This window comes from Aeromonas sp. QDB17, from assembly GCF_027705305.1.
Classification (GTDB): Bacteria; Pseudomonadota; Gammaproteobacteria; order Enterobacterales; family Aeromonadaceae; genus Aeromonas; species Aeromonas caviae.
The window spans coordinates 23,491-46,075 of the sequence record NZ_JAPDBP010000030.1 but is presented as its reverse complement, the minus strand read 5'-3'; the positions used below and the strand labels follow the sequence as shown (position 1 = coordinate 46,075).

Sequence of the window (22,585 nt, the reverse complement as noted above, 5' to 3'; positions counted from 1 at the left end):
TCTTCATCCATCGTGATGCTCATGTCTGTGATCTCCACTCATTATGACCTGAGCAGGATTTCAGTGGGTCATTACATATTTACGTTTGAAGATGAATGGATAGATGTTAATGTTAAAAAACTAAAAGAAAGCAAATCCATCACTAATTTCACGATCAATATAATCCCTCACTCAGAACCTATAAAGTATTTAGAAAATCAAGAGCTAGTGCGCAATGAACAAGCTAAAGTTGTAGGAGTGCTTCTTTTTTGTGATGAACCAGCCATTTATTTAGCCAAAAGATGTAGCATTAAAATAATGCGATATAAAACTCGCGAAGAGGATATTGGTCGAGAATTTCTAGATGGGGTACCCCTAACAGTCGAAGGGGATGCCTACAACTTAATTTATCAGGCTGTAGATAAGACAAAGAAAATAATTGAAAACATTAAAAGGTTGGGTGATAAGAGCCTTGTTTCTATTACATATCCGCATGAAACAATACATGAAATAATAACTAATGCAGTATTGCATAGAGATTACAGCATTGCTGCTGATGTTCAAATTCGTATTTTTGATAATAGAGTCGAAGTTGAGAGCCCGGGGAAATTACCTGGGCATGTTACAACAAAAAATATTCTAGATACCCAAAGTGCAAGAAATCCGACTCTAGTGAGGTTAATCAATAAATTCCCAGAACCGCCAAACAAAGATGTTGGAGAAGGATTGAATACTGCTTTCAGAGCAATGAATTTATTAAGATTAAAAGCTCCTGAGATAGTTGAGACAGATGATTCTGTTCTAGTGTTCATATATCATCAATCTCTTGCTTCACCAGAGGAGTTAGTCATAGACTATCTTCGTGAGCACGAGGAAATAACGAATAGAATAGGGCGGGAAATCACAGGAATAAAGAGTGAAAATAAAATGAAATCTGTTTTTCTCCGATTGAAAGATCGAGATATCATTGAACAGATACCAGAAAGGAAAGGCTCGGCGGCGGCATGGAGAAAAACAAGCGAGGTACTTTGGGATGAACTCAAGGTTATTGATGGAAAAATCGTCAATATAGAGAAAGTAATTTTATCAATCGTCCCTAAGAATATAAATTCCTTGACATTACTTGGTACTGAATACATTCCTTTGATCTTCGTGGCAATCGTAATACAGGCTGTGAAAGGAATACCTACGTCAACGGGTGCAGATATGACATTAGTAATCAATAAATATCTAACTCCATATAATCAGCCAAAGTTTTCAAATAATGTATCCAGAGCATTAAGAGATACCAAAGTACTAAGTCAGCCCTGGCTTGCCAGTGAAGTCGTAAATGCCAAAACAAACAAGAGAGTTTTCTCTTTAAAAGATAATTGGGAATCAGATTGGGAATGTATATTCAATCAGAAATTGCCCCCTAATCTAGGGGTGTTTATTAATAAGGTCAGGTCTAGATGCCAATTAGAAATTGATATCTAACATACATGCAAGACACTCAATTCTAGATATCAACTAACACAGGAATAACGTGGGTATCTGTCCACGCTATTTCAGCACGACGGTTCGAATAGCAAAATATGTTCGAACCGTCACAAATAATAATATCGCACAGCTAGCCATATAATTTTCAGGCTACCTTTCAACGATCATTCTGCCGCGATCGTCTGATTACGCTTCACTAATCAGACCTACAAATAGAGATATTCCCCCCCTCCTTCAGGATCGGAAAATCCCCTGAGGGAACCACTTTTTGGCCACCCAGGGTCCTGTCTGGATAGACAGAATCACTATAAATGGAAATTATGGGTTTTCCGATGATGACCACATTTTCTCTTATAGTGGCGATCACCAGTCCATTCACGCCCGTTCTGGCCCCATCAGGGGTCAGCGCGGCCATTTCCCGCCTCGGCCGGACGGGTGCAAGGCCCTCGCATTCTATGGGGCAAAGCCACATCCAGAGCGCTGCTGTGCAATGCACTGCGCCGACAGCTCCCCCATGGGGATTCATTCCCCCCTGTCACTGGCCTATAGTGAGCCCCTACTCGAACAACCTTTGCGAGCAGCACCATGTATATCGGCGAATTTGCCCGGCTGGCGGGCACTACCCCAAAGGCGGTCCGTCTCTACGAGCAGCTCGGGCTGCTGCCCGAGCCCAGGCGGCGCGGCAAGTATCGCGTCTACCGGGCCGAGGATCTGGAGTGGGTCGGCTTTATCCGCGAGGCCCAGCGGCTTGGCTGCAAGCTCGGGGAGCTGGTTCCCCTGCTCGCGGGCGTCACCAGCCTCGACCACTTCCCCTGGCAAAGGGTGGAGCAGCTTATCGCGGACAAGCTGGCGCAGATCGAGGCGGAGGTCGCCAGGCTGCAACGCCAGCATCAGGGCTTGAGCCAGTGCGCCACGCTGCTGGCGCAGCACCCCTGCCGCTATGGCGCCCCGGTCCGGCAATCCCCCGACGGGCGGGATCATCCCGCCGCCGCGGATCGGGGGCAAAAGGTGGCTTGACTCTGTCCCATGGGACAAGGGGTGTAATGGGGGCTCACTTCAAGGAGCCATACCATGACCCCCAACCTGCTTGTTCTCAACGGCAACCCCAAACCCGACAGCCTCTGCCACGCCCTCGCCCGAGAGTATGCCCGCAGTGCCGAGCAAGGGGGCGCGCGCGTCACCCTGCATCACGTGGGGGAGCTCGCCTTCGCGCCGGATCTTCACCATGGCTATGACGAGGTGCAGCCCCTCGAACCGGATCTGCAGGCGGTGCAGCAGAGTCTGATGGAGGCCCACCATCTGGTGATCGTCGCCCCCGTCTGGTGGGGCCACCTGCCAGCCCGGCTCAAGGGGCTGCTGGATCGCACCCTGCTGCCGGGTTTCGCCTTTCGCTACCAGCCGGGGAAGGCCCACCCGGAGCAGTTGCTCGCCGGCAAGACGGCGCGCCTGCTGCTCACCATGGACAGCCCCCCCTGGTATTACCGCTGGTGGCAGGGAGCCCCCCTGGAGCGCACCCTGGACAAGCCGGTGCTGGGGCTGTGCGGCATCCGGCTGACCCACCGCCAGCATCTGGGGCCCGTCCACACCTCGGGTGAGGGGGCCCGCCAGCACTGGCTTGCCCAAGCCGGGGCCGCCGCCCGCCAGGATGTGCAGCGGCTGGGCAGGCGCCCCGCCTAATCCCTGCCATGGGCATGTTTTGCCCATTAAAAAGCCCCGCAGTTGCGGGGCTTTTGTCGTCGAGGCGGGGGTTATTTTGCCGCGATGGCGTCTGCCATGGGGCTCTGGAACTCCTGCTCGGCTTCTGCGAAGCGATCCTGCATGGCCTTGGAGGGAGCCTTGTCCAGCAGGCTGAACAGCACGATGGCCAGGGTAGCAAACAGGAAGCCCGGGATGATTTCGTACAGACCCAGCCAGCCGAACTGCTTCCAGATGATGACGGTCAGGGCACCGACCAGCATGCCAGCCAGGGCGCCGTTGCGGGTCATGCGGGACCAGAGCACGGAGAGCAGCACCACGGGGCCGAAGGCGGCACCGAAACCGGCCCAGGCGTAGCTCACCAGCCCCAGCACCCGGTTTTCCGGGTTGGTGGCGACGGCAATGGCCACCAGGGCGATCAGCAGCACCATGGCGCGGCCGACCCACACCAGCTCTTTCTGGGAGGCGTTCTTGCGCAGGAAGGGCTTGTAGAGATCCTCGGTGATGGCGCTGGAGCAGACCAGCAGCTGGCAACTGAGGGTACTCATCACCGCCGCCAGGATGGCAGAGAGCAGCACGCCGGCAATCCAGGGGTTGAACAGGATCTTGGAGAGCTCGATGAAGACGCGCTCCGGGTTGGTGGTCACGCCAGCCGCCTGCTCGGTGAAGGTGCTGAAGTAGGACAGACCGAAGAAGCCGATGGCCACGGCGCCGCCCAGGCACAGAACCATCCAGGTCATGCTGATGCGACGGGCGCTGGCCATGGAATGGTGGGAATCCGCCGCCATGAAGCGCGCCAGGATGTGGGGCTGGCCGAAGTAGCCCAGGCCCCAGGCCATCAGGGAGATAATGGCGATGAAGTCCAGGTTCTTGAACATGTCGAGGTTGCTGGCGTTCTGCGCCGCCACCTGCACCATGGCGGTGTCGATGCCGCCCACGGCGATGATGACGAACACCGGGGTGAGGATGAGGGCGAAGATCATCAGGGTGGCCTGCACGGTATCGGTCCAGCTCACCGCGAGGAAGCCGCCGAAGAAGGTGTAGGTGATGGTGGCTGCGGCGCCGACCCAGAGGGCGGTGTCATAGCTCATGCCGAAGGTGCTCTCGAACAGGCGGGCACCGGCCACCACGCCGGAGGCGCAGTAGATGGTGAAGAACAGCAGGATCACCAGGGCGGAGAGGATGCGCAGCACCCGGCTCTTGTCCTCGAAGCGGTAGGTGAAGTAGTCCGGCAGGGTCAGAGCGTTGCGGTTCTTCTCGGTGTGAACCCGCAGCCGACCGGCCACCCAGCGCCAGTTGAAGTAGGCGCCGATGATGAGGCCGATGGCGATCCAGCTCTCGGAGATGCCGCCGATGAAGACGGCGCCGGGCAGGCCCATCAGGAGCCAGCCACTCATGTCGGAGGCGCCGGCGGAGAGGGCGGTCACCCAGCTCCCCATCCGGCGGCCGCCGAGAATGTAGTCGTCAAAGTTACGGGTGGCGCGATAGGCGATAAAGCCGATCAACACCATCCCGAGGATGTACACCAGAAAGGTGATGAGCATGGGGGTGCTAGCTGTCATTCAAAACTCCGTTATGTGACGTCTGTGCCCGTTCTTGCGACGGACTCTTCCTTAAAAAAACCGGCCTAGAGTAATCAGCAGATCGCCAGACCACAACCACTTTTAACAAATAAAAAACACATGGAAAACGTTTAACACCTAACCAAGAAACCACTCAATTGCAATAAGGCCGGATTTTATCCCGATCTGCCAAGGGTTTACCCTGATGATCCCCTCCCCCGCGCCATAAAAAAGCCCCGACAGTGGCCGGGGCTCGGAATACCGACGAGCGGGATCAGCGGTTGATGGCGATGGGCATGCCGCTGCGCTGCTCCAGGGCCTGCTTGACCAGCTGGGAGTCGCTGTCCGCGTGGGCGATGAAGCGGGTCACGGCGGTGGACATGGGCAGCGGGGCCGGCAGGCTGGAGTTGAACTCCTCCTGGTTGCGGGAGAGGGGCTGGTGCACTTCCAGGTAGCGGCGGCCATCCGGCTCGACAGAGGCCTTGATGGGCTGGTTCACGAACTGGACGCGGGTACCGACCGGGACCTGCTTGAACAGGTACTCGATGTCGTCGTTGCGCAGACGCACGCAGCCATGGCTCACCCGCAGGCCGATGCCGAACTGGGCGTTGGTGCCGTGGATGGCGTACATCTTGCCGATGTAGAGCGCGAACAGCCCCATGGGGTTGTCCGGACCGGCCGGCCAGACCGCAGGCAGGGTCTCGCCACGGGCGGCGTACTCGGCGTGCATCTTCGCGGTCGGGGTCCAGGTCGGGCCCGCCTTCTTGCGCTGCACGCTGGTCACCCAGTCTTCCGGGGTGTCGGTGCCGAGCTGGCCGATGCCAATCGGCAACACTTCCACCACCTTCTTGCCTTTGGGGTAGTAGTAGAGGCGCATCTCGGCCACGTTCAGCACGATGCCTTCACGGGGGGCATCCGGCAGGATCAGCTGATGCGGCACGACCAGCTTCTCGCCCGCCTGCAGCAGCAGGGGGTCTGCCTTGGGGTTGGCTTCCAGCATGTTGGTCAAGCCGAGCTGGAATCTGGCCGCTGCCGCTTCCAGGGGTTGGCCCGCCTCTTCCGGGGACACCACGTAGTCCAGGTTCTCCCCCACCAGGCGGCTGTTGGCTGCGGGCAGGGCATATTCGATGGCGAGGGCGGGCATGGCGGCCAGGATCAGGGAGCAGCACAGTGCGGCCGCCGTGTTGTGGAGGAGCTTCATAACTTTCCTGTGATAAAGGGGGTGGTTCAGCACTCTGGCCAGCGCGGAGGCGACGGGCGCGCCCGGGGCGAAGAGAAGGCCGCCATTTTTCTCCTCTGCCATGCAAATTTCAACCGCCACGTGCTGACGGGTCGGTGATTAAATACGGTGCCGCGCTGCGCCGCGGCACCTTGTCATAAGCGGGATCAGCCGTTTTTCCAACTGTGCATATCATAACCGGTTGGCGACTGATGCAAACGCAGATGGAATTGCTCAATTATCGCAAATATATGGTCGAAAATATCAGCCTGTATCCCTTCATACTCGGCCCAGGCGGTGGTCGCCGTGAAGCAGTAGATCTCCAGCGGCAGGCCGTCCGTGGTCGGTGCCAACTGGCGCACCATCAGGGTCATGTCCTTGCGAATGCCCGCATGAGCCCGCAGGTAGGCGTCCAGATAGGCGCGCAGGGTGCCGAGGTTGGTGAGGTGGCGACCATTGATGGGGCAGCTGATGGCATCGCTGAGCTGCTGGTTGTAGCTGCTGAGCTCCTGCTCCTTGCGGCTGAGGTAGGGCGCCAGCAACCTGGCCTGCTTGAGCTGCAACTGCTCCTGCGAGGTGAGGAAGCGCACGCTGGTCATGTCGATGTTGACGCTGCGCTTGATGCGGCGCCCGCCGGATTCGGTCATCCCCTGCCAGTTCTTGAAGGAGTCGGAGATGAGGGCATAGGTAGGGATGGTGGTGATGGTCTTGTCCCAGTTCGACACCTTGACCGTGGTGAGGCCGATGTCGGTCACCTCGCCGTCCGCCCCGTACTTGTCCATCTGCAACCAGTCACCGACACTCAGCATGCGGTTGGCGGAGAGCTGGATGCCCGCCACCAGGCCGAGGATGGGGTCCTTGAACACCAGCATCAGGACTGCGGTCATGGCCCCCAGGCCGCTGAACAGGAAGAGCGGCGACTTGCCGAGCAGCAGGGCGATCATCAGGATGCCCACCAGGATGCTGGCCACCAGTTTCACCCCCTGGAAGATGCCGCGCAGGGGCAGATCCCGCCCAAGCCGGGTATGCCGGCTCAGGGAGAGCAGGCAGTCGAGCAGGGCGAACAGGGCCAGCAGCAGGAACAGCAGGATCCAGAGCTGGGCCAGCAACTCGATAAGCGCCAGGCTCTCGGACGCTTTGGGCAGCCAGATCTCCGCCTGACCGAGCAGTACGGCCCCCTGGAACACGAAGGCAAGCCGGTAGAAGAGGCGCTGCTGCAACTGGGGCGGCAGCCACATCTGCTTGGTCTTGCCAAGCAGCCCCACCAGGCGCACCAGCAGGATGCGGTGCAGCACCAGGTGCAGCACCATGGCGGTCAGCACGATGAACCCCAGGGCGATCACCAGGGCCATCATGGGGGTCACATCGACCCCCAGGCCTGACAACCAGTTGAAAAACATCTCTTTCATCGTTACCTCCGCAATATCACACAGCGGTCAGGGTACGCATCTGGTCCCCCATGTCAAATGACAGCCGGCGTCACGGCCGCCACAAACGACAACGCCCGGCAGGGGCCGGGCGTTGTCGTCACCAGAGGGTGCCTTAGCCGACCAAGCTCAGGGCATCACGGGCGATCACCAGCTCTTCGTTGGTGGGCATCACCAGGGCCAGACGGCTGCCTTCGACGGTGATGGGGCCTTCACCGCCCAGCACGGCTGCGTTGTTGGCCTCCTTGTCGATCTTGAAGCCGAGCAGGGCCAGTCGGGCCAGCACCATCTCGCGCACCATGGCGGCGTTCTCGCCGATGCCGCCGGTGAACACCAGGGCGTCAAGGCGACCATCCATGGCGGCAGCATAGGCACCGACGTACTTGGCAACGCGATAGGTGAAGACGTCCAGCGCACGCTTGGCACCGGCGTCGGTGGCGTAGTTGCCGGTGACGTAGCGGCAGTCGCTGCTCTCCTCGGTCATGCCCAGCAGGCCGGATTCGCGGGTCAGCACCTGGTTGATCTTGTCCACGCTGTAACCCAGGTTGTCGTGCATGAAGAAGACGATGGCAGGGTCGATGTCACCGGAGCGGGTGCCCATCGCCAGCCCTTCCAGCGGGGTCAGCCCCATGGAGGTGTCGACGGACTCGCCGTTCTTGATGGCGCAGACGGAGGCACCGTTACCCAGGTGGCAATTGATGATGTTGAGCTCATGGAGCGGTTTGCCCAGCGCCTTGGCGGTCTCTTCGGCGATGAAGCGGTGGGAGGTGCCGTGGGCGCCGTAACGACGGATGCCGTTCTCGCGATAGAGCTTGTAGGGCAGCGCGTAGAGGTAGGCTTCCTCTGGCAGGGTCTGGTGGAAGGCGGTGTCGAACACGGCCACGTTCTTGTCGGCCAGGGCCGGGAACACCTTGAGGGCGGCACGGATGCCGATGAGGTGCGCCGGGTTGTGCAGGGGGGCAAACGGAATGGCGGCCTCGATGCCGGCGATCACGCCGTCATCGATGCGCACGGAACGGGAGAACTGCTCGCCGCCGTGCACGATGCGATGGCCGATGGCGACCAGCTGATCGGCCAGGGCGGGATCCTGGGGCAGGATGTGGCCCACGATGTGGTCGAGGGCTTCCTGGTGCGCGGCACCGGCGCCCAGCATGGCGTCGCCCTTGACCCCGTGGAGTTTCCATTTGATACGTGCGTCATCCAGATTGAAGCATTCGGCCAGGCCGGACAGCATGTCCTCGCCCGTTTCAGCGTCCATTACGGCAAATTTCAGGGAAGAGCTACCGCAGTTAAGGATCAATACCAACTTGCTCATGTTCTACATCTTCCTGTGCTTCGGCTTTACGCCGACAGTGTCGTGTCATCCAGCGATGGATGGGATTCCCCTGCCGGGGGCTTATGGTCGCAGGAGGGTGCGTCCAATTTTTCAAATCGTTGGGCGCAGACCGTTCGTCTGGCGCGCGCGTCGAATCAGCGATTCGCAACGGGCCTCTGTTGGCCCAATCACTCGGGACTCCAGGCCCCGGTTGCCACTCAGGCGCCGGTCAGCAGCGACTGGTGAACCTTGACGACCAGCTTCTTGACCGAACCTGGGGTCGTCAGGGTACAGAGGGGGCGATGCAGTTCTCCCGGCCAGAAGATGGCGAAGTCGCCGGGCTGCAACGCCAGATAACTGGTCTGCTCATCATCGACGAACCAGAGATCGGGGTGAGGATGGTCGGCACCGTCCCGGCTGTAGGCGTGAGGGCCCACGCCGATCCACTCCTCGCCGCGCAGCAGCAGCTGGATGTCCAGATACTGCTCATGAAACTCGCCCCGGCGATCCGCCACCGGCTCTGTCAGATCCTCGCTCACCAGGCAGAACAGCGTGAGGCCGTCGACCTCCTGCTTGCCGAGGGGGGCGTGCAGCCAGCGTTCGACGCTTTGCACCACCTCGGCCACGATACGGTTCAGGGGGGCGGGCAAGGGGGTGCGTTGCAAGGTATCCAGACTGCCGGTGATCATGAGGTTCGCATCCTTAGATATATCTGTGGTCTATCTTTGTGCACCAATGAAAAAGGACCATTGAAGGTCCTTTTATCGTCTCGTCTGCCATCCGTGCAGACGGGGGCGCTGTCGCTTCCAAGCCGATGGCGCCGAGTCACTGTTGCATACTCGTCCGCCCCTGCCAAGAGATACTCGCCCATTTACCCGATGATCGTACCAGTTGAAACAATATTATTCACTACCCAATCTCCCCCGACTTTGACCAGACGCAAAAACGGGAGCATCTGCTCCCGTTTTTTTTCCATCACCCGCTCAAAAGCGGTGCCATTCAAACCTTGCCGGCGTTTTCCACCGGCTTGGCGTACATGGCGCGCCAGATGGCCTTGTGCTCTTGTGGCACCTCGGACTGGCGAGTCAGGAAGGCACTTTGCTCTATGGTGCTGGCCTTGCCGGGCACATCCGCCGCGAGGTAGTTGCCCGGGAAGAGGCGATAGCTGCTCCAGATCGCCTTGTCGATGAGCGCCGCCAGCTCGTCCGGATCGCTGAAGCCCTCGGTGATGGGGGCGCCGAAGGAGACGTGTACCCGCCCCTTCTGGCCGACGATGCCCGCGACGATACTCTCGATGTCCTCGAACTCGCCCTTCTCGTAGCTGCCGTTGACCGACTTCTCGTAAAGCTCGCGCGCCTTGGCCTTGTCGGTGGGGTCCAGCTCGTAGCTGATGCTCACAGGCACGATGTTGAGGCTGCGCATGTAGTCGACGAAATCGATCTTCTGCTTCTTGCCGTCCACGTAGAACATCTTGAGGATGGCCGGATCCGTCTTGTCGTCCCCGTCCTTGGCGCGCCCCTCCTTCTGGGCGATCCAGATGGAGTGCCCCTCGTGCACCGACTGGCCGATGTAGGCCGACAGCTCGCCGAGGGCCTTCATCATCTCCCGCGGCCCCTTGGCGGAGCGCTTGACGATGAAGCTCTTGTTGAGCTTCATCAGCTCGGTGGCGCAGGGCTTGCGCAGCAGGTTGTCGCCGATGGCGATGCGCACGGTATCGAACCCGTGGGTGTGCAGCCCCCAGTTGACGAACGCCGGATCCATGGCGATGTCCCTGTGGTTGGAGACGAACAGGTAGCCCTGCTCCTTCTTGAGGTGTTCGAGCCCGGAGAAGCTCACTCCCTGGGTGGAGGTGGCGATCATCCGGGTCATGTAGCGGGTCACCCCCATCTGTACCTGATGGATGGTGCTGACCTTGGCCCACTTGTGGCGCAGGAACTGGCGGATCAGCGGGCGAATGGCCCAACCCAGCCAGCTCATCAGGGAACCGAAGCGGTATTTGGCGATGGCGCCGATAAACTCGTCATCCTGGATCAGCCGCTCGATGGCAGCCGGTACTTCTTCATCGCGATAGGGGCGAATGTCCGCGAATCTATCTACTTCTGTCACAATGTCTGCCTTGCATGTATGGAGTCGCGGCCTGCGTCTGCCGGCCGGGAAAATTCAGGGCGCAATTTTACACGCTTTTATCCCCAGGGGTATGAGAGGTGTACAGATAGTGCGATCTTGCAGTGAAAAAGCGATGGCGGTCACCCGCCAGCCTCCCTTTCGACAACGGCTCTGCTAGCCAGCGGGGTTGATGAGCGCGGTGAGGACGTGGTCCTCCCAGCGGCCGTTGATCATCAGATAGTCCCGAGCGTACCCCTCCTGCTCGAACCCCAGCCGTTCGAGGAGCGCGCCGCTTCGCAGGTTCGCGGGCATGTAGCTGGCCATGATGCGATGCAGGCCCCGCTCCCGGAACAGGTGATCGATGCCGGCGGCCACCACCTCCTGCATCAGGCCCTGCCCCTCATGCTCCTTGTCGATGGCATAGCCCAGGTGGCACGCCTTGAACATGCCCATCACAATGTTCGTGAAATTGCAGGTGGCGAGCACCCGCTCCCCCCTGGGATCGAGCGCCACCAGTTGCACGGCACTGCCCTCGAAATAGTGGCCGTAACCGTCGCGCAAGCGGGTCTGCCAGTGGGCGAGGGTGTAGAAGCTCTCCTCCCGCCTGGGCTCCCAGGGGGCCAGGTGGGCGCGATTGCGCAGATAGAAATCCACCATCAGGCAGGCCCGCTCCGGGGTCAGCACGGTCAGCCGGGTGCGAGGGGTGGCAATGTGGGGCAACGTCGTCATCTCACACTCCGGGGGTTGGAAGCAGACAAAAGGGTCATCAGAGATCCCTGAGCCTCAGCCACTCGTCCCGCAGCAGGCCGTAGTGCACATGATCCACCACCCTGTCCGCCAGCCGCTCCGCCCGCCGGGTGATCCCCTCCTGGGTCATTCCCAGCCGCTCGCACACGGCCCGGCTCGCCTCGTTCTCGAGGGCGGCGCTGATCTCCACCTTCTCCATCCCCATCTCCTCGAAGGCGTGATGGATCAGGGCCTGGCAGGCCCGGGTGATGATGCCGTGCCCCTGCCAGCGCTCCGCCAGCCAGTAGCCGATGGTCACCTTGCCGAGATCCTGATCGATCTGGTTGTAACCGATGACGCCGACCACCTCCCCCTGATACTCGATGGCCGTGGTCAGCCCCTCCCCCCGGGCAAACTTCTCGATGGCGTGGCGAATGAAGGTGGCGCTGTCGGCGGGCTGCTGGATGTGGGGCACCCAGGGCAGCCACTGGGAGAGGTAGTCGCGGTTGCGCTGGCAGAGGCGAAACAGCTCGCTGGCCATGTCGGGTTGCAGGAACAGGAGCGCCAGCTCGTCATCCAGTTGCCATGAAAACATCGCCACTCCTCCCCGGTTCCGCTCCGGCCATCTGCCGTCATGGGAGCCAATGTAGTCAATCAATCCCTTGTTTGCCAAGGACTTTTCAACCGACTTCCCCCCTGGCAACCCCCATATGGCGATCCCCATGGGGGCACCTTGCCCCCAAGGTCATCAATCACCCCTCACAGCGGTTCAACATGCTGCCATTACCAGTATTTGTGGATGATTGACGCTGTAAAAGTGAATCGTGCTACCTGTTTTCGCTGCCCTGTGACAAATGACAGGCCGTTATTTTCCCCCTTCCCACTAGTGTAAGAGCGCCGGGCAACGGACCCGGCGTGTAATCTTCATCGACTAAGGAAAGACGAGATGAACAAAGTCTATTTGGCCGTCATGCTGGCCTGCTGGGGAAGCGCCGCCATGGCGGCAGAACAGGTGGAAGTGAACCAGGTCTCCGACCTGACCGGTGCGGTGAGCGGCGCCGCCAAGATTGGCGCCCTTGGCGCCGGGGATGGCGAGTTTCGCAAGGTGCGAGCGGTGACGCTGCCCAATGGCCAGCAGCGGATACGCTATGAGCAGACCTGGCAGGGGATTCCGGTGTGGGGCCAGGTCCTGGTGGCCGATCAGGCGCTGGGGGGCCAGGTCAATCAGGTGTCCGGCACCATGCTGCGCAAGATCGATGCCGACCTGACGGGCCCGGCCGTTGCCCTCTCCGCCAGCGACGCCGCACGCCAGGCTCGCAGCGGTGCCAAGGGGAGCAACGAACAGGTCAAGCTGTTCGTGATGCAGGATGAGACCGGCCAGGCCAGACTGGTCTATCTGGTCTCCTGGCTCGCCGCCAGCAAGGAACCGAGCCGCCCCTTCGTGATGATCGACGCCCAGACCGGCAGCGAGCTCAAACGCTGGGAGGGGATCAACCACAAGGACGCCACCGGCCCGGGGGGCAACGTCAAGACCGGCAAGTATTTCTACGGCGCCGACTTTGGCCCCCTCCAGGTGGATGACAACTGCCGCATGACGGGGACCAATGTGGACACCCTCAACATGAATCACGGCACCACGGGGGGCACCATCCACCAGTTCACCTGCCCGGAGAACACGGTCAAGGAGATCAACGGTGCCTACTCCCCTCTCAACGATGCCCACTACTTCGGCAACGTGGTGTTCGACATGTACCGCAACTGGTACAACACGGCGCCGCTCAGCTTCAAGCTCAAGATGCGGGTGCACTACAGCCGCAACTACGAGAACGCCTTCTGGGACGGCAGCCAGATGACCTTCGGCGACGGGGCCACCACCTTCTATCCGCTGGTGAGCCTGGATGTGGCGGCCCACGAGGTGAGCCATGGCTTCACCGAGCAGAACTCAGGACTGGTCTACTCCGGTCAGTCCGGCGGCATCAACGAGGCCTTCTCCGACATGGCGGGGGAAGCGGCCGAATACTACATGAAGGGCAGCAACGACTGGCTGGTGGGGGCCCAGATCTTCAAGGGCAACGGCTCCTTGCGCTACTTCGAGGACCCGGCCCGGGACGGCAAGTCCATCGGCCACGCCAGCGATTACTATGACGGCATCGACGTGCACCACAGTTCCGGTGTCTACAACCGCGCCTTCTACCTGCTGGCCAACACCAGCGGCTGGCAAACCCGCAAGGCGTTCGAGGTGTTCGTGCTGGCCAACCGCCTCTACTGGGGCCCCAATACCACCTTCGATCAGGGGGCGTGCGGGGTAACCAGGGCTGCCACGGATCTCGGCTACAGCGTGAGCGACGTGGCAGCCGCCTTCACTGCCGTCGGGGTCAATGCCACCTGCGGCGGCACCACGCCCCAACCGGGCAGCGTGCTGCAAAACGGGGTACCGGTGAGCAATCTCACCGCCGCCAAGGGGGGCAAGCTGAACTTCACCGTCGAGGTGCCCGCCGGCAGAAGCCAGCTGGTGGTGACCAGCAGCGGCGGTAGCGGGGATGCGGATCTCTACGTGAAGTTCGGCAGCGCGCCGACCGCCAGCAGCTATGACTGCCGCCCCTACAAGAGCGGCAATGCCGAAACCTGTACCCTGAACGCCCCCAAGGCGGGGACCTGGCACGTGCAGCTGAGCGGGTTCAGCGCCTTCTCCGGCGTCACCCTCAAGGCCAGCTACTGAGTCTGAGCGGGCATCAAGGGGTATTAGCGAAGAGCGCCGGCCTGGTCCGGCGCTTTTTTATGTCCGCTTGCCCGACCAGCGCCGGGCCAGGGTACGGGCCGCCTCCAGCACCCGTTCCTTGGCGGGATTGGGGCGCTTGCCGCTGCGCCAGGCCATCATCACGTCCCAGTGATCCGGTGGCAGATCCACCACGTCCAGCTTCACCAGGCGACCGAACTCCAGATCCCGGGTGATGGCGAGCGCCGGCATCAGGGTGATGAAGCCGTGCTCCAGCGCCAGCTCCCGCGCCGCACTTGCTGGCTGGATGGCGTGCAGCGGGCTCGCCACCTGGCGCAGCAGACGCAACTGCAGGATCAGCTCGTCGCAGCCCGTCCCCCACTGCTGGGGCGCCAGCCGCTCGTTGGCAATGTCCTGCAGGGTCAGCCCCTGCCGCCCGGCCAGCGGGTGGGTGGCGCAGGCCACGGCGATGATCGGGGAACGGTAAAGCAGTTCGAGCTGGATGCCCGCGATGGCAGGGCACTTGAGAATGAAGCCCACGTCGGTCTCGCCGGTCAGCAACTCCTGCATGATGATGCCAGAGTGATCCGTGTTGCAGCGGATCTCGAAGGTCTCGTCCACCAGGGCCAGCAGCAGGGGGCCGAACACCGCCGTGGTCAGGGAGGGGAGGCAGGAGAGCCGGATCCGCGGCAATGCAGGCGCCCCCTGCATCGCCAGCCGCCCCCCTTCCAGTGCGCTCAGGGCCGCAGTCGCGGCAGGCAGAAACTGCTCGCAGGCCGGGGTCGGGGTGGCCCCCCGACGATGGCGACGGAACAGGGACTGACCCAGCTCCTGCTCCAGCACGGCAATGCGCTGGCTCACCATGGGTTGTGACCAGCCGCGAATGGCGGCCACCTTGCTGAAGCTGCCACGGTTGGCCACATCCAGCAGCAGTTGCAAATCGTCGAGGGTCATAGCCATAACCAAATCCAATATGAAATATAGCCAGTTGTCGGCTACCACTATATCTGGAGCCCCACCAGAATAGCAGCATCAATCGTCATGAACCGGCTGAACGCCACCGAGCCAGGGAGTTGTCATCCCCCTTGGCTCTGTTTGGTGACGGCGCCGTTCGGGCAAGAAAGACAACAATATCAGCGAAGCAAACAGAGGTATCAGGGTCATGGTGGATCGGGCGAGGCGGTTGGGGCGGTGGTTCTTGGCATTGGATTCCCTGCTGGTGATCCTGGGCTTCTTCGTGGTGATGCCCATGATCAGCCTGCGCTTCGTCGACCAACTGGGCTGGGCCGCCGGTGTGGTGGGACTGGCACTGGGGCTGCGTCAGCTTACCCAGCAAGGGCTGGGGGTCTTTGGCGGCTCCCTCGCCGACAAGTTCGGGGCTCGCCCCCTCATCGTCTGCGGCATGCTGCTGCGGGCGCTGGGGTTTGCCAGCCTGGCCTATGCCCAGAGCGGATTGGAGCTGATCCTCTCCTGCATCATCTCGGGGCTGGGTGGCTGCCTGTTCGATCCCCCCCGCGCCGCCCTGGTGATCAAGTTCACCCGGCCACGGGAGCGGGGTCGCTACATCTCCCTGCTGATGATGCTGGAGAGCGCCGGCGCCGTGGTGGGAGCCCTGCTCGGCAGCTGGCTGCTCAACTTCGATTTTGAATACGTCTGCCTGCTGGGTGCCGGCCTCTTCGTCTGCGCCGCCCTGTGCAACCTGCTGATCCTGCCCCCTTACAAGCTTTCGGTACGTCCGACGCCGATCCGGGACGGCCTCGGCCAGGTGCTGGCGGACAAGGCTTTCTGCCGACTGGTGCTGATCTTAAGCGGCTACTACGCGCTCTGGGTGCAGGTCATGCTGATCTTCCCCATTCTGGTCAAACAGATGGCGGGCAGCACCACGGCGGTGGGCTGGATGTATACCCTGGAGACGGCCATCTCCCTGGCCCTGCTCTACCCCCTTGCCCGGTTCGGCGAGCGCCACTTCAAGCTGGAGAACCGTCTGATGGCGGGGGTGCTGCTGATGACCACGGGGATCGGGCTGGTGGCCTTTGCCACCACCTTGCCCGCCGTCTTCCTGCTGCTCGCCTGCTTCTATCTCGGCATCGTCATCGCCGAGCCGGCGCGGGAAACCCTGATGACCAAGCTGGCACAACCGGGGGCGCGGGGCAGCTACATGGGCTTCAGCCGACTGGGACTGGCGCTCGGAGGTATGACGGGTTACGTGGGGGGCGGCGCCCTGCACGACTACGCCATGGCCCAGGGGCAACCCTGGTTACCCTGGCTGGTGCTCGGCACCGTCGGTGTCACCACCTTGCTGCTGCTGGCCAACTGCTTCCAGCGCGGCTCCCGCCTGGCAGGGGTCAACGCCTGATCCTCTGGCAATCATCCCGTCTACCCCGGGCGCCCTTCTCTTGAAGGGCGCCCTTTTTTACCTTCTCCTTGCATTGCCCTCCCCCTCGTCTGCGCCCATCCGCCCGAAAATCCCCCATAAAAAAAGCGGCAGATTGCTCTGCCGCTTTTGTCCAGCCCGCTTGGCTGTTACTTGTTGATATCCAACATGTTGTTTTGCAACATGAAATCGATCACCTGGTTGGCAGTCGTCCCTGAACCGCCCGTCAGGGTGTCGAAGGTGTGGTTCATCAGCACTATCTCCTGGGTCACCGGCGCCGCACTGCTCTCCTTGACCTGCAGATGCACCCCTTCGCTGTCCTGGAACACCGAGAGCAGGCTCTTCAGGGAGCTCTCGCTCTTGCTGCCATCGCTGTCGAGCAAGTCGCTCAGATCCAGTTTGTCCCCTTCCGACTTGCTGAAATCGACGATGTAGTCCTTGGCCACCTTACCAGCCTCGGTATCCCCTTTCAGCCAGGTGAAGGTATCGGCACCTGCATCCCCCATGAGGATGTCGTTGCCGGCCCCCCCGATCAGGATGTCGTTGCCCAGCCCGCCGCTCAATATGTCGTTGCCGGTACCGCCATAGAGGGTGTCGTTGCCACTGCCGCCATAGAGGCGATCGTTGCCGCTTTCCCCATAGAGGGTGTCGTTGCCGCTACCACCGAACAGGGTGTCGTTGCCGGCACCGCCGTACAGGAAGTCATCACCCCCCTGACCGAGCAGGATGTCATTGCCATCACCGCCGAGGAGGGTGTCACCCTTGTCATTGGTCGACGACTGATCGAACTCGCTGGCATGATCCGTGATGTAGGCGTGCACCTGGGCATCGGTCACCGACCCGGCCCCCAGCTTGCCGCTCACATACTGCTTGATGGCCGCATACCCTTCCCCGCTGATGCCGGTGAAGCGTACCGCGTCGCCAAACAGGATGTCGTCGCCCGCACCGCCATCCAGCCTGTCAACGCCGGGCAGGTTGCTGACCGGCGTCCCCAGGATGGCATTGGCGAGATCGGAGGCATTGACCCCTGTCTTGATAACACCATCAGAGTCGTAGGACTTGAGATCGTTATAGGAGATATTCGCTCCCAGTCCGATCGCCTCGACGGTCACCCCTTTTGCGGTCAACAGCTGGTAACCCAACAAGGCGTCGGCCCGAACCTCATCGGTGCTGTTTCGCCCATCCCCGCCCAGCAGCTGGATCTGGTTCTGGCCGTTGCTGCCCTTGACGATAACTCCCACCGTGGTCCTCGACCAACCACCCCATACTTGAGTCCACTTGATCACTTCCCCTTTACTGTTGACCACTTCGAGACCGCTATAGGCCACGGTATTGCCGAGCACATAATTGTTGAGGTTCAAAGAAGTAGCGCTGAGATAGTCGTCATTGGCAAAAGCCCTGTCGATGATCTTCACATCACTGAGCCTAGTGGTGGTGCCGAGATCATAGAAGGTCGGCTCGCCATCGGTGATGAAGTAGGCCAGGTTCTTCGCATCCACATTGCTTGTCGCCGTGCTTGCGGCAAACCAGTCCGCCGCCTTGCTGAATGCGGCCTCATAGTTGGTGCCACCGTCGGCGGACATCCCCTTGAGGGCATCAAGCAAGGTCTTTAATGCCCCGCTATCGGTCAGATTGACGCTGACACTGCCATGGGTCGTGGTATCGAAATCCACAAGGAAGATATTGACGGTACCCGCATTGTCAGTGCCCGCACTGGTCTTGAGGCTGGTAAAGACCTTCTCCAGTTGTGTGCGGATCGTCTCTATTGCGTCGTCACCGATACTACCGGAACTATCAACGATGAAGGCAATGTTGTAGTTCTGACCCGGCAGCACAACGCTGCCATCCAGATCCCCCACAACGATATTGTGCTCACTGCCATAGGTCTGGTCCTGGTTGCCCGGCTCCCCTTCGGTGGCATTGAAGTAGCTCAGACGGATACTGTCTTCGTCGCTGGCGGTGTTTGACGACTCCGAATACAACTCGCGTGTGATCGCCTCCACCTTGAGATCCACCCGACCGGCGCTGCTGCCCGGCACTCGCAGCGTCAGTCCGCTCAACTTCACATCCAGCGCGATCTCACTCCACAGACCGCTGTTGACGGTGAGGGTAAGCTTGCCATCAACCCCGACGGTGCCCAGCAACTGGCTGCCCTTGTAGAGCTCGGAGCCTTTGGGCATCCCGCTTAGTACCAGGCTGTCGAGCACTTCGCTGCCATCCCGATCGCTCAGGGAGGCGCTCACCTCCAGCGGGTAGTCGACCACCACCGGCTGCACCAGGGTCAGCACGCCCGTATCCTGATTGATCTGGTAGACACCGTCGGCGAACTGGACATACTCCACGTCGTGCAGCGCCTTGGTGATGCCGACCCCCTTCTCCGTGACGGAGAAGTTGAACCAGCGATCATTGATCGAGTATCCGCTGCCCTTCGTGATGGCGTAGTCGGCACGGTTGCCGGACAGTACAGCGATATCTTTATCACCAGCACCGCCATAGAGAGTATCGCCACCCAACCCAGCGACCAGAATGTCGTTTCCAACGCCGCCGTCGAGGGTATCGCCCGACACTGAGTTGCCACCGACCAGCACGTCATTGCCGTTGCCACCGACGAAGTGGTCTCCGCCCCCCTTCTGGCTCACGATGTAGTCGTTGCCATCACCACCCACCACGGTTTCCTTACTAGAAGTGCTATCGGTCAGAGTGTTGGTGATCCCGAGGGCCCCCTTGTCGAAGCTGCCGGACTGGAACTGGCCCGTGGTGATCCCCGCGCTCGGGAAACTCAGGTTGTAAAGGGGAATACCGTTGCCCACCAGACTCAGGTTGACGGTCGGCTTGTCGGCCACCGCCGCCACGTCGATCACCAGCTTGCTGCCGTTGCTGAGGTTGGCACCGTCGCTTATCTGATAGCCGATGCTGGCATAATCGCCCTTCATGTTGCCGACCACGGCGCCGTTGCCGTTGGCGGCATGGGTGCTCGATTCGTTCAGACCTGGCACGAAGCGCAGATGGCCTGCGTTCACCTCGGTATAGGAGATGAGGGATCCGGTTTGCACCGCAACCCACTGCCCAGCCGCATTGAGGTATTCGAGGGTACCGTTCAGCGGCAAGGTGTTGATCTGCACCCCGAGATCGGTCGCGTCCTGATCGTCGCTGGCACCGAACTGGGCCCAGGTCAGGACCTGGGGCTGATCTTCGGCACCGGCGCTGTGGCCGCCGGCCGCCGTCGGCGCCCGATCGTTGTCCACTATGGTACCGGTCCCGCTCTGACCACCGATGGTCACCGAGAGGGTCTCGTTCGTCTCGACCAGACGATCGTTCACCGTCGGGATGGTCACCGTGAAGTCTGTCACGCCCGCCGGTACCGTGATCTTGCCGGTGGTGCTGTTGTAGGTCACGCCGTTGCTGAACTGGGCATTGCCCCAGTCCTGGTTGGAGGCGGGGTTGTTGCCCGATCCGCGAATGGCGAAATCGTATTCGGTCGCTTCCTGGGTCGCATCGGACAAGGTGACCTTGTGCAACAGGTTGCCCCCTTCAGTCACGCTCTCGCTGGAGACACCCTGAACCAGCGGCGTGAAGAGAGGCTTGGTGGCGAAGGAGCCAGTGCTGGCGTCACCGTCACCATCCACCACCCGGATCTGGAAGTCGATGTCACCATCACCCAGGGGTTTGGACATGCGCTGGTACTGGAAGAACTCCCACTTGCCGGTGGCCGGCGTGAACTCCAGCTTGAAGACGAGGTTGCCGCCCGCATCCTTCCCGAGCAGGGTATTGGCCCCGCTGGCGGTGATGGCGATGGCTGAGCCGGAAGCCGTCCGCAGACCATTCTCGAAGGTCGCCGGGTCCAGCACCAGCCCGATGGAGCCCTTGCCGTCCGCCCCCCACTGCGGGGTCACGGTGCCGGAACCATAGGCGATGGCCTGCGCCGTGTTGGCACCGAGGAACTCGATGCTCTGTACGGTGAAGTCGCTGTTGTCGGAGGTATTGGTGTTGCCGTTGTTGGTCGCCTTGATCACCATGGTATCGAAGCCACCCTGCTGCACCTGGAAGTTCTGGTTGAACTCCCCACCCGATGCGTTGGAGTTGAATACCAGGGTGCTGATCAGCACACCACCGCGATAGAACTCCACGACCCCGCTCTCCAGCTCGCCGCCAAACATCTTGCTGAACTTGATGTTGGCGCCGTAGGCAACCTTGCCCGCATCCAGCCTGACGATCAACTGCTCGGAGGCGGACGATCCGTCGGCAAAGTGACGGAAGTCAATCTCGTTGGCGAGGTTGTGGTAAGGCGCAGCACCGCTGGCCACCCCCAGCCCCGAGCTGGAGCCGTTGACATCCGCCGTTACCAGTGAGGAATCGGTTGCCGACTTGAAGCCCAGGGCGCTGATGGTAAAGCCCGCCATGTTCAGGGTGCTCTGGTTGCCACTGTACTTGGTCAGGTCGAAGAGCCCGGTCAGCACGTTCGGAATATCGGTCTTCACCACGGAAACGGCATCGCTGCTGCCGGCAATGGGGGAGTCGTCCTCGACGCTGACATCCAGCTTGCCCTTGGTGACGCCGCTGCCATCGGAGACCTCCACGTCCAGCTGGAACGACAACTTGTCTTCCGAGGTCGTATCCCCGTGGTCGAGGGGGCCCTTGAGGGTCACGTCATAGGTCCACTCTCCCTTGCCGCTGGCATTGGGTGCCGTCAGCTTGACCTCGACCACTGCCTTGTAATCGGCGCCGCCTATCACCCCCGTGTAGCCGACCAGCGTCTTGCTGCCCGCATCCCAGCTCCACTGGACCTTGGCCCCACCGGACGTCAGCCCGGCCGGTCCGTTCAGGGAGATACTGAGCGTGCTGCTGTCGATGTCGCCCACCGAGAGGGTACCGGACGCCTTGATGGCATTGGTGGTATCCGGGTTGCCGACCGTGTCGGCAATACCGTTTGCCAGCCCCTCTTCGGAGACGACAGCCCCATTGGAGATGGTCAGCGTCGGCAGATCATTGACCGCATCCACCTTGATGGTCACGGTTGCGGGACTCGCATCCACGGCGCCGTCGTTGTCTACCGCCGCATAGTTGAAGGTGGTGTTGCCGTTCCAGTTCGCATTCGGAGTGAAGGTGAGCTTGCCGGCGTCCGCCACCGCAATGCTCTGATCCACCGTCACAGCCACCCCGTTCAAATAGAGGATGCCGTTGGCAGGCAGGCTCTTGATGGTGAAACTCACCACGTTGCCATCGATGTCGCTGCCACTGAGGGTCGGAATGGCAATGCTGGCGGCATCTTCCTGACCGTTTGCCTGCTTGTTTGCCGTCTCCGGCGCTTCATTCAGGATCTGCGCGTTGTCGCTGCCCGGCTGGGAGACGTTGCCCGCCTTGTCGGTCTGGGTCGCCGTCACCGTCAACGACTTGCCGTTGGCCGGGGTCGTTTCCGTCCAGCTGATGGTGCCATTCTGATAGCCGTAGCTCTTGCCATTGCTTGCCAGCAGGGTGCCATCGGCCTTGAGCGTCAACTGGACAGTGCTGTTCACCCCGCCATTGTTGATGGTCAGCGTCACCTTGCCGCCCGCAACTAGGTCTGCGTGATTGATCCCCGCGCGTACCTGGATCTGATCATTGCCAATCTCGGCCTTGGTCAGCATCTGGTCGTTGTTGGCATCATCCACGATAACCACGGTCGGGGCACCGGTCGCGGTGGTGTCGCCCATCACCGCGCTGTCATGGCCTTCCGGCGAGACGTTGCCCGCCTTGTCGGTCAGGGTTGCCTTCACCTCGATGCTGCCGCCGTCCGCCGGACGCGGGTATTCGAAGGTCAGGTACTGGCCGTCAATCTGCGCCTGGGTCAGGGTGATCGGCGCCTGGCCGCTGACGGTCAGCACATCCCCCGCCACCACACCGGCCGGCAGCGTGACCTGCACGCCCACGGTACCGCTGATCTCGGTGCGGTCGATGGTGCCGTCGTTGTTGGTGTCTTCGGTGATGACCACGGTCGGCGCACCGGTCGC

The 22,585-nt window shown here is 60.9% G+C and carries 15 protein-coding genes; 5 read left to right on the top strand and 10 right to left on the bottom strand.

Features of this window, described 5'->3' with window-relative positions; all coding sequences use genetic code 11:
- The 3 genes from OKC41_RS19400 to OKC41_RS19390 form a co-directional block, all read left to right on the top strand.
- A partial coding sequence (locus OKC41_RS19400) for an ATP-binding protein (RefSeq protein WP_270672289.1) occupies positions 1–1,455 on the top strand: 1,455 nt, incomplete at its 5' end.
- Positions 1,456–2,043: 588 nt separating this feature from the next.
- Complete coding sequence (locus OKC41_RS19395; protein WP_201894410.1) at positions 2,044–2,475, top strand: MerR family transcriptional regulator; 432 nt, start codon at positions 2,044–2,046, stop codon at positions 2,473–2,475.
- A gap of 54 nt (positions 2,476–2,529) precedes the next feature.
- The gene (locus OKC41_RS19390) at positions 2,530–3,135 is read left to right on the top strand and encodes an NAD(P)H-dependent oxidoreductase (RefSeq protein ID WP_201894411.1); all 606 of its coding nucleotides are present in this window, start codon (positions 2,530–2,532) and stop codon (positions 3,133–3,135) included.
- Positions 3,136–3,206: 71 nt separating this feature from the next.
- Here OKC41_RS19390 and putP read toward each other — a convergent pair whose 3' ends face one another.
- From putP to OKC41_RS19350, 8 genes are all read right to left on the bottom strand, one after another.
- On the bottom strand, positions 3,207–4,715 hold the full coding sequence (gene putP / locus OKC41_RS19385; RefSeq protein ID WP_201894412.1) for a sodium/proline symporter PutP: 1,509 nt from the start codon (positions 4,713–4,715) through the stop codon (positions 3,207–3,209).
- A gap of 274 nt (positions 4,716–4,989) precedes the next feature.
- A complete protein-coding gene (locus tag OKC41_RS19380) occupies positions 4,990–5,916 on the bottom strand; it encodes a L,D-transpeptidase family protein (protein WP_010675523.1) in 927 nt (308 codons plus the stop codon).
- Between the two features lie 185 nt (positions 5,917–6,101).
- Positions 6,102–7,343: a mechanosensitive ion channel family protein gene (locus OKC41_RS19375; protein WP_010675524.1), complete on the bottom strand. Its 1,242-nt coding sequence runs from the start codon at positions 7,341–7,343 to the stop codon at positions 6,102–6,104.
- A 133-nt stretch (positions 7,344–7,476) separates the two neighbouring features.
- Complete coding sequence (locus OKC41_RS19370) at positions 7,477–8,676, bottom strand: acetate kinase (RefSeq protein ID WP_010675525.1); 1,200 nt, start codon at positions 8,674–8,676, stop codon at positions 7,477–7,479.
- 218 nt (positions 8,677–8,894) lie between these two features.
- Complete coding sequence (locus OKC41_RS19365; protein WP_039040198.1) at positions 8,895–9,365, bottom strand: YhcH/YjgK/YiaL family protein; 471 nt, start codon at positions 9,363–9,365, stop codon at positions 8,895–8,897.
- A gap of 310 nt (positions 9,366–9,675) precedes the next feature.
- Positions 9,676–10,782 carry a 1-acyl-sn-glycerol-3-phosphate acyltransferase gene (locus OKC41_RS19360; protein ID WP_042016043.1) on the bottom strand — a complete coding sequence of 369 codons (1,107 nt, stop codon included), beginning with the start codon at positions 10,780–10,782 and terminating at the stop codon, positions 9,676–9,678.
- A 174-nt stretch (positions 10,783–10,956) separates the two neighbouring features.
- Positions 10,957–11,511 (bottom strand): GNAT family N-acetyltransferase, encoded by a 555-nt coding sequence (locus tag OKC41_RS19355; protein ID WP_039040199.1) that lies wholly within the window; start codon positions 11,509–11,511, stop codon positions 10,957–10,959.
- 37 nt (positions 11,512–11,548) lie between these two features.
- A complete protein-coding gene (locus OKC41_RS19350) occupies positions 11,549–12,103 on the bottom strand; it encodes a GNAT family N-acetyltransferase (RefSeq protein ID WP_010675529.1) in 555 nt (184 codons plus the stop codon).
- A 351-nt stretch (positions 12,104–12,454) separates the two neighbouring features.
- On the opposite strand from OKC41_RS19350, the gene OKC41_RS19345 reads away from it, so the two are divergent.
- Positions 12,455–14,227 (top strand): M4 family metallopeptidase, encoded by a 1,773-nt coding sequence (locus tag OKC41_RS19345; protein ID WP_053288774.1) that lies wholly within the window; start codon positions 12,455–12,457, stop codon positions 14,225–14,227.
- Between the two features lie 57 nt (positions 14,228–14,284).
- On the opposite strand, the gene OKC41_RS19340 is transcribed toward OKC41_RS19345, so the two are convergent.
- Entirely contained in the window at positions 14,285–15,184 is a 900-nt protein-coding gene (locus tag OKC41_RS19340; protein ID WP_029314793.1) for a LysR family transcriptional regulator, read from the bottom strand.
- A gap of 202 nt (positions 15,185–15,386) precedes the next feature.
- Here OKC41_RS19340 and mdtH point away from each other — a divergent pair, with 202 nt between their 5' ends.
- Positions 15,387–16,580: a multidrug efflux MFS transporter MdtH gene (gene mdtH, locus OKC41_RS19335; protein WP_029314794.1), complete on the top strand. Its 1,194-nt coding sequence runs from the start codon at positions 15,387–15,389 to the stop codon at positions 16,578–16,580.
- A 167-nt stretch (positions 16,581–16,747) separates the two neighbouring features.
- On the opposite strand, the gene OKC41_RS19330 is transcribed toward mdtH, so the two are convergent.
- Entirely contained in the window at positions 16,748–22,567 is a 5,820-nt protein-coding gene (locus tag OKC41_RS19330; protein WP_270672288.1) for a type I secretion C-terminal target domain-containing protein, read from the bottom strand.
- Positions 22,568–22,585: the final 18 nt, after the last annotated feature.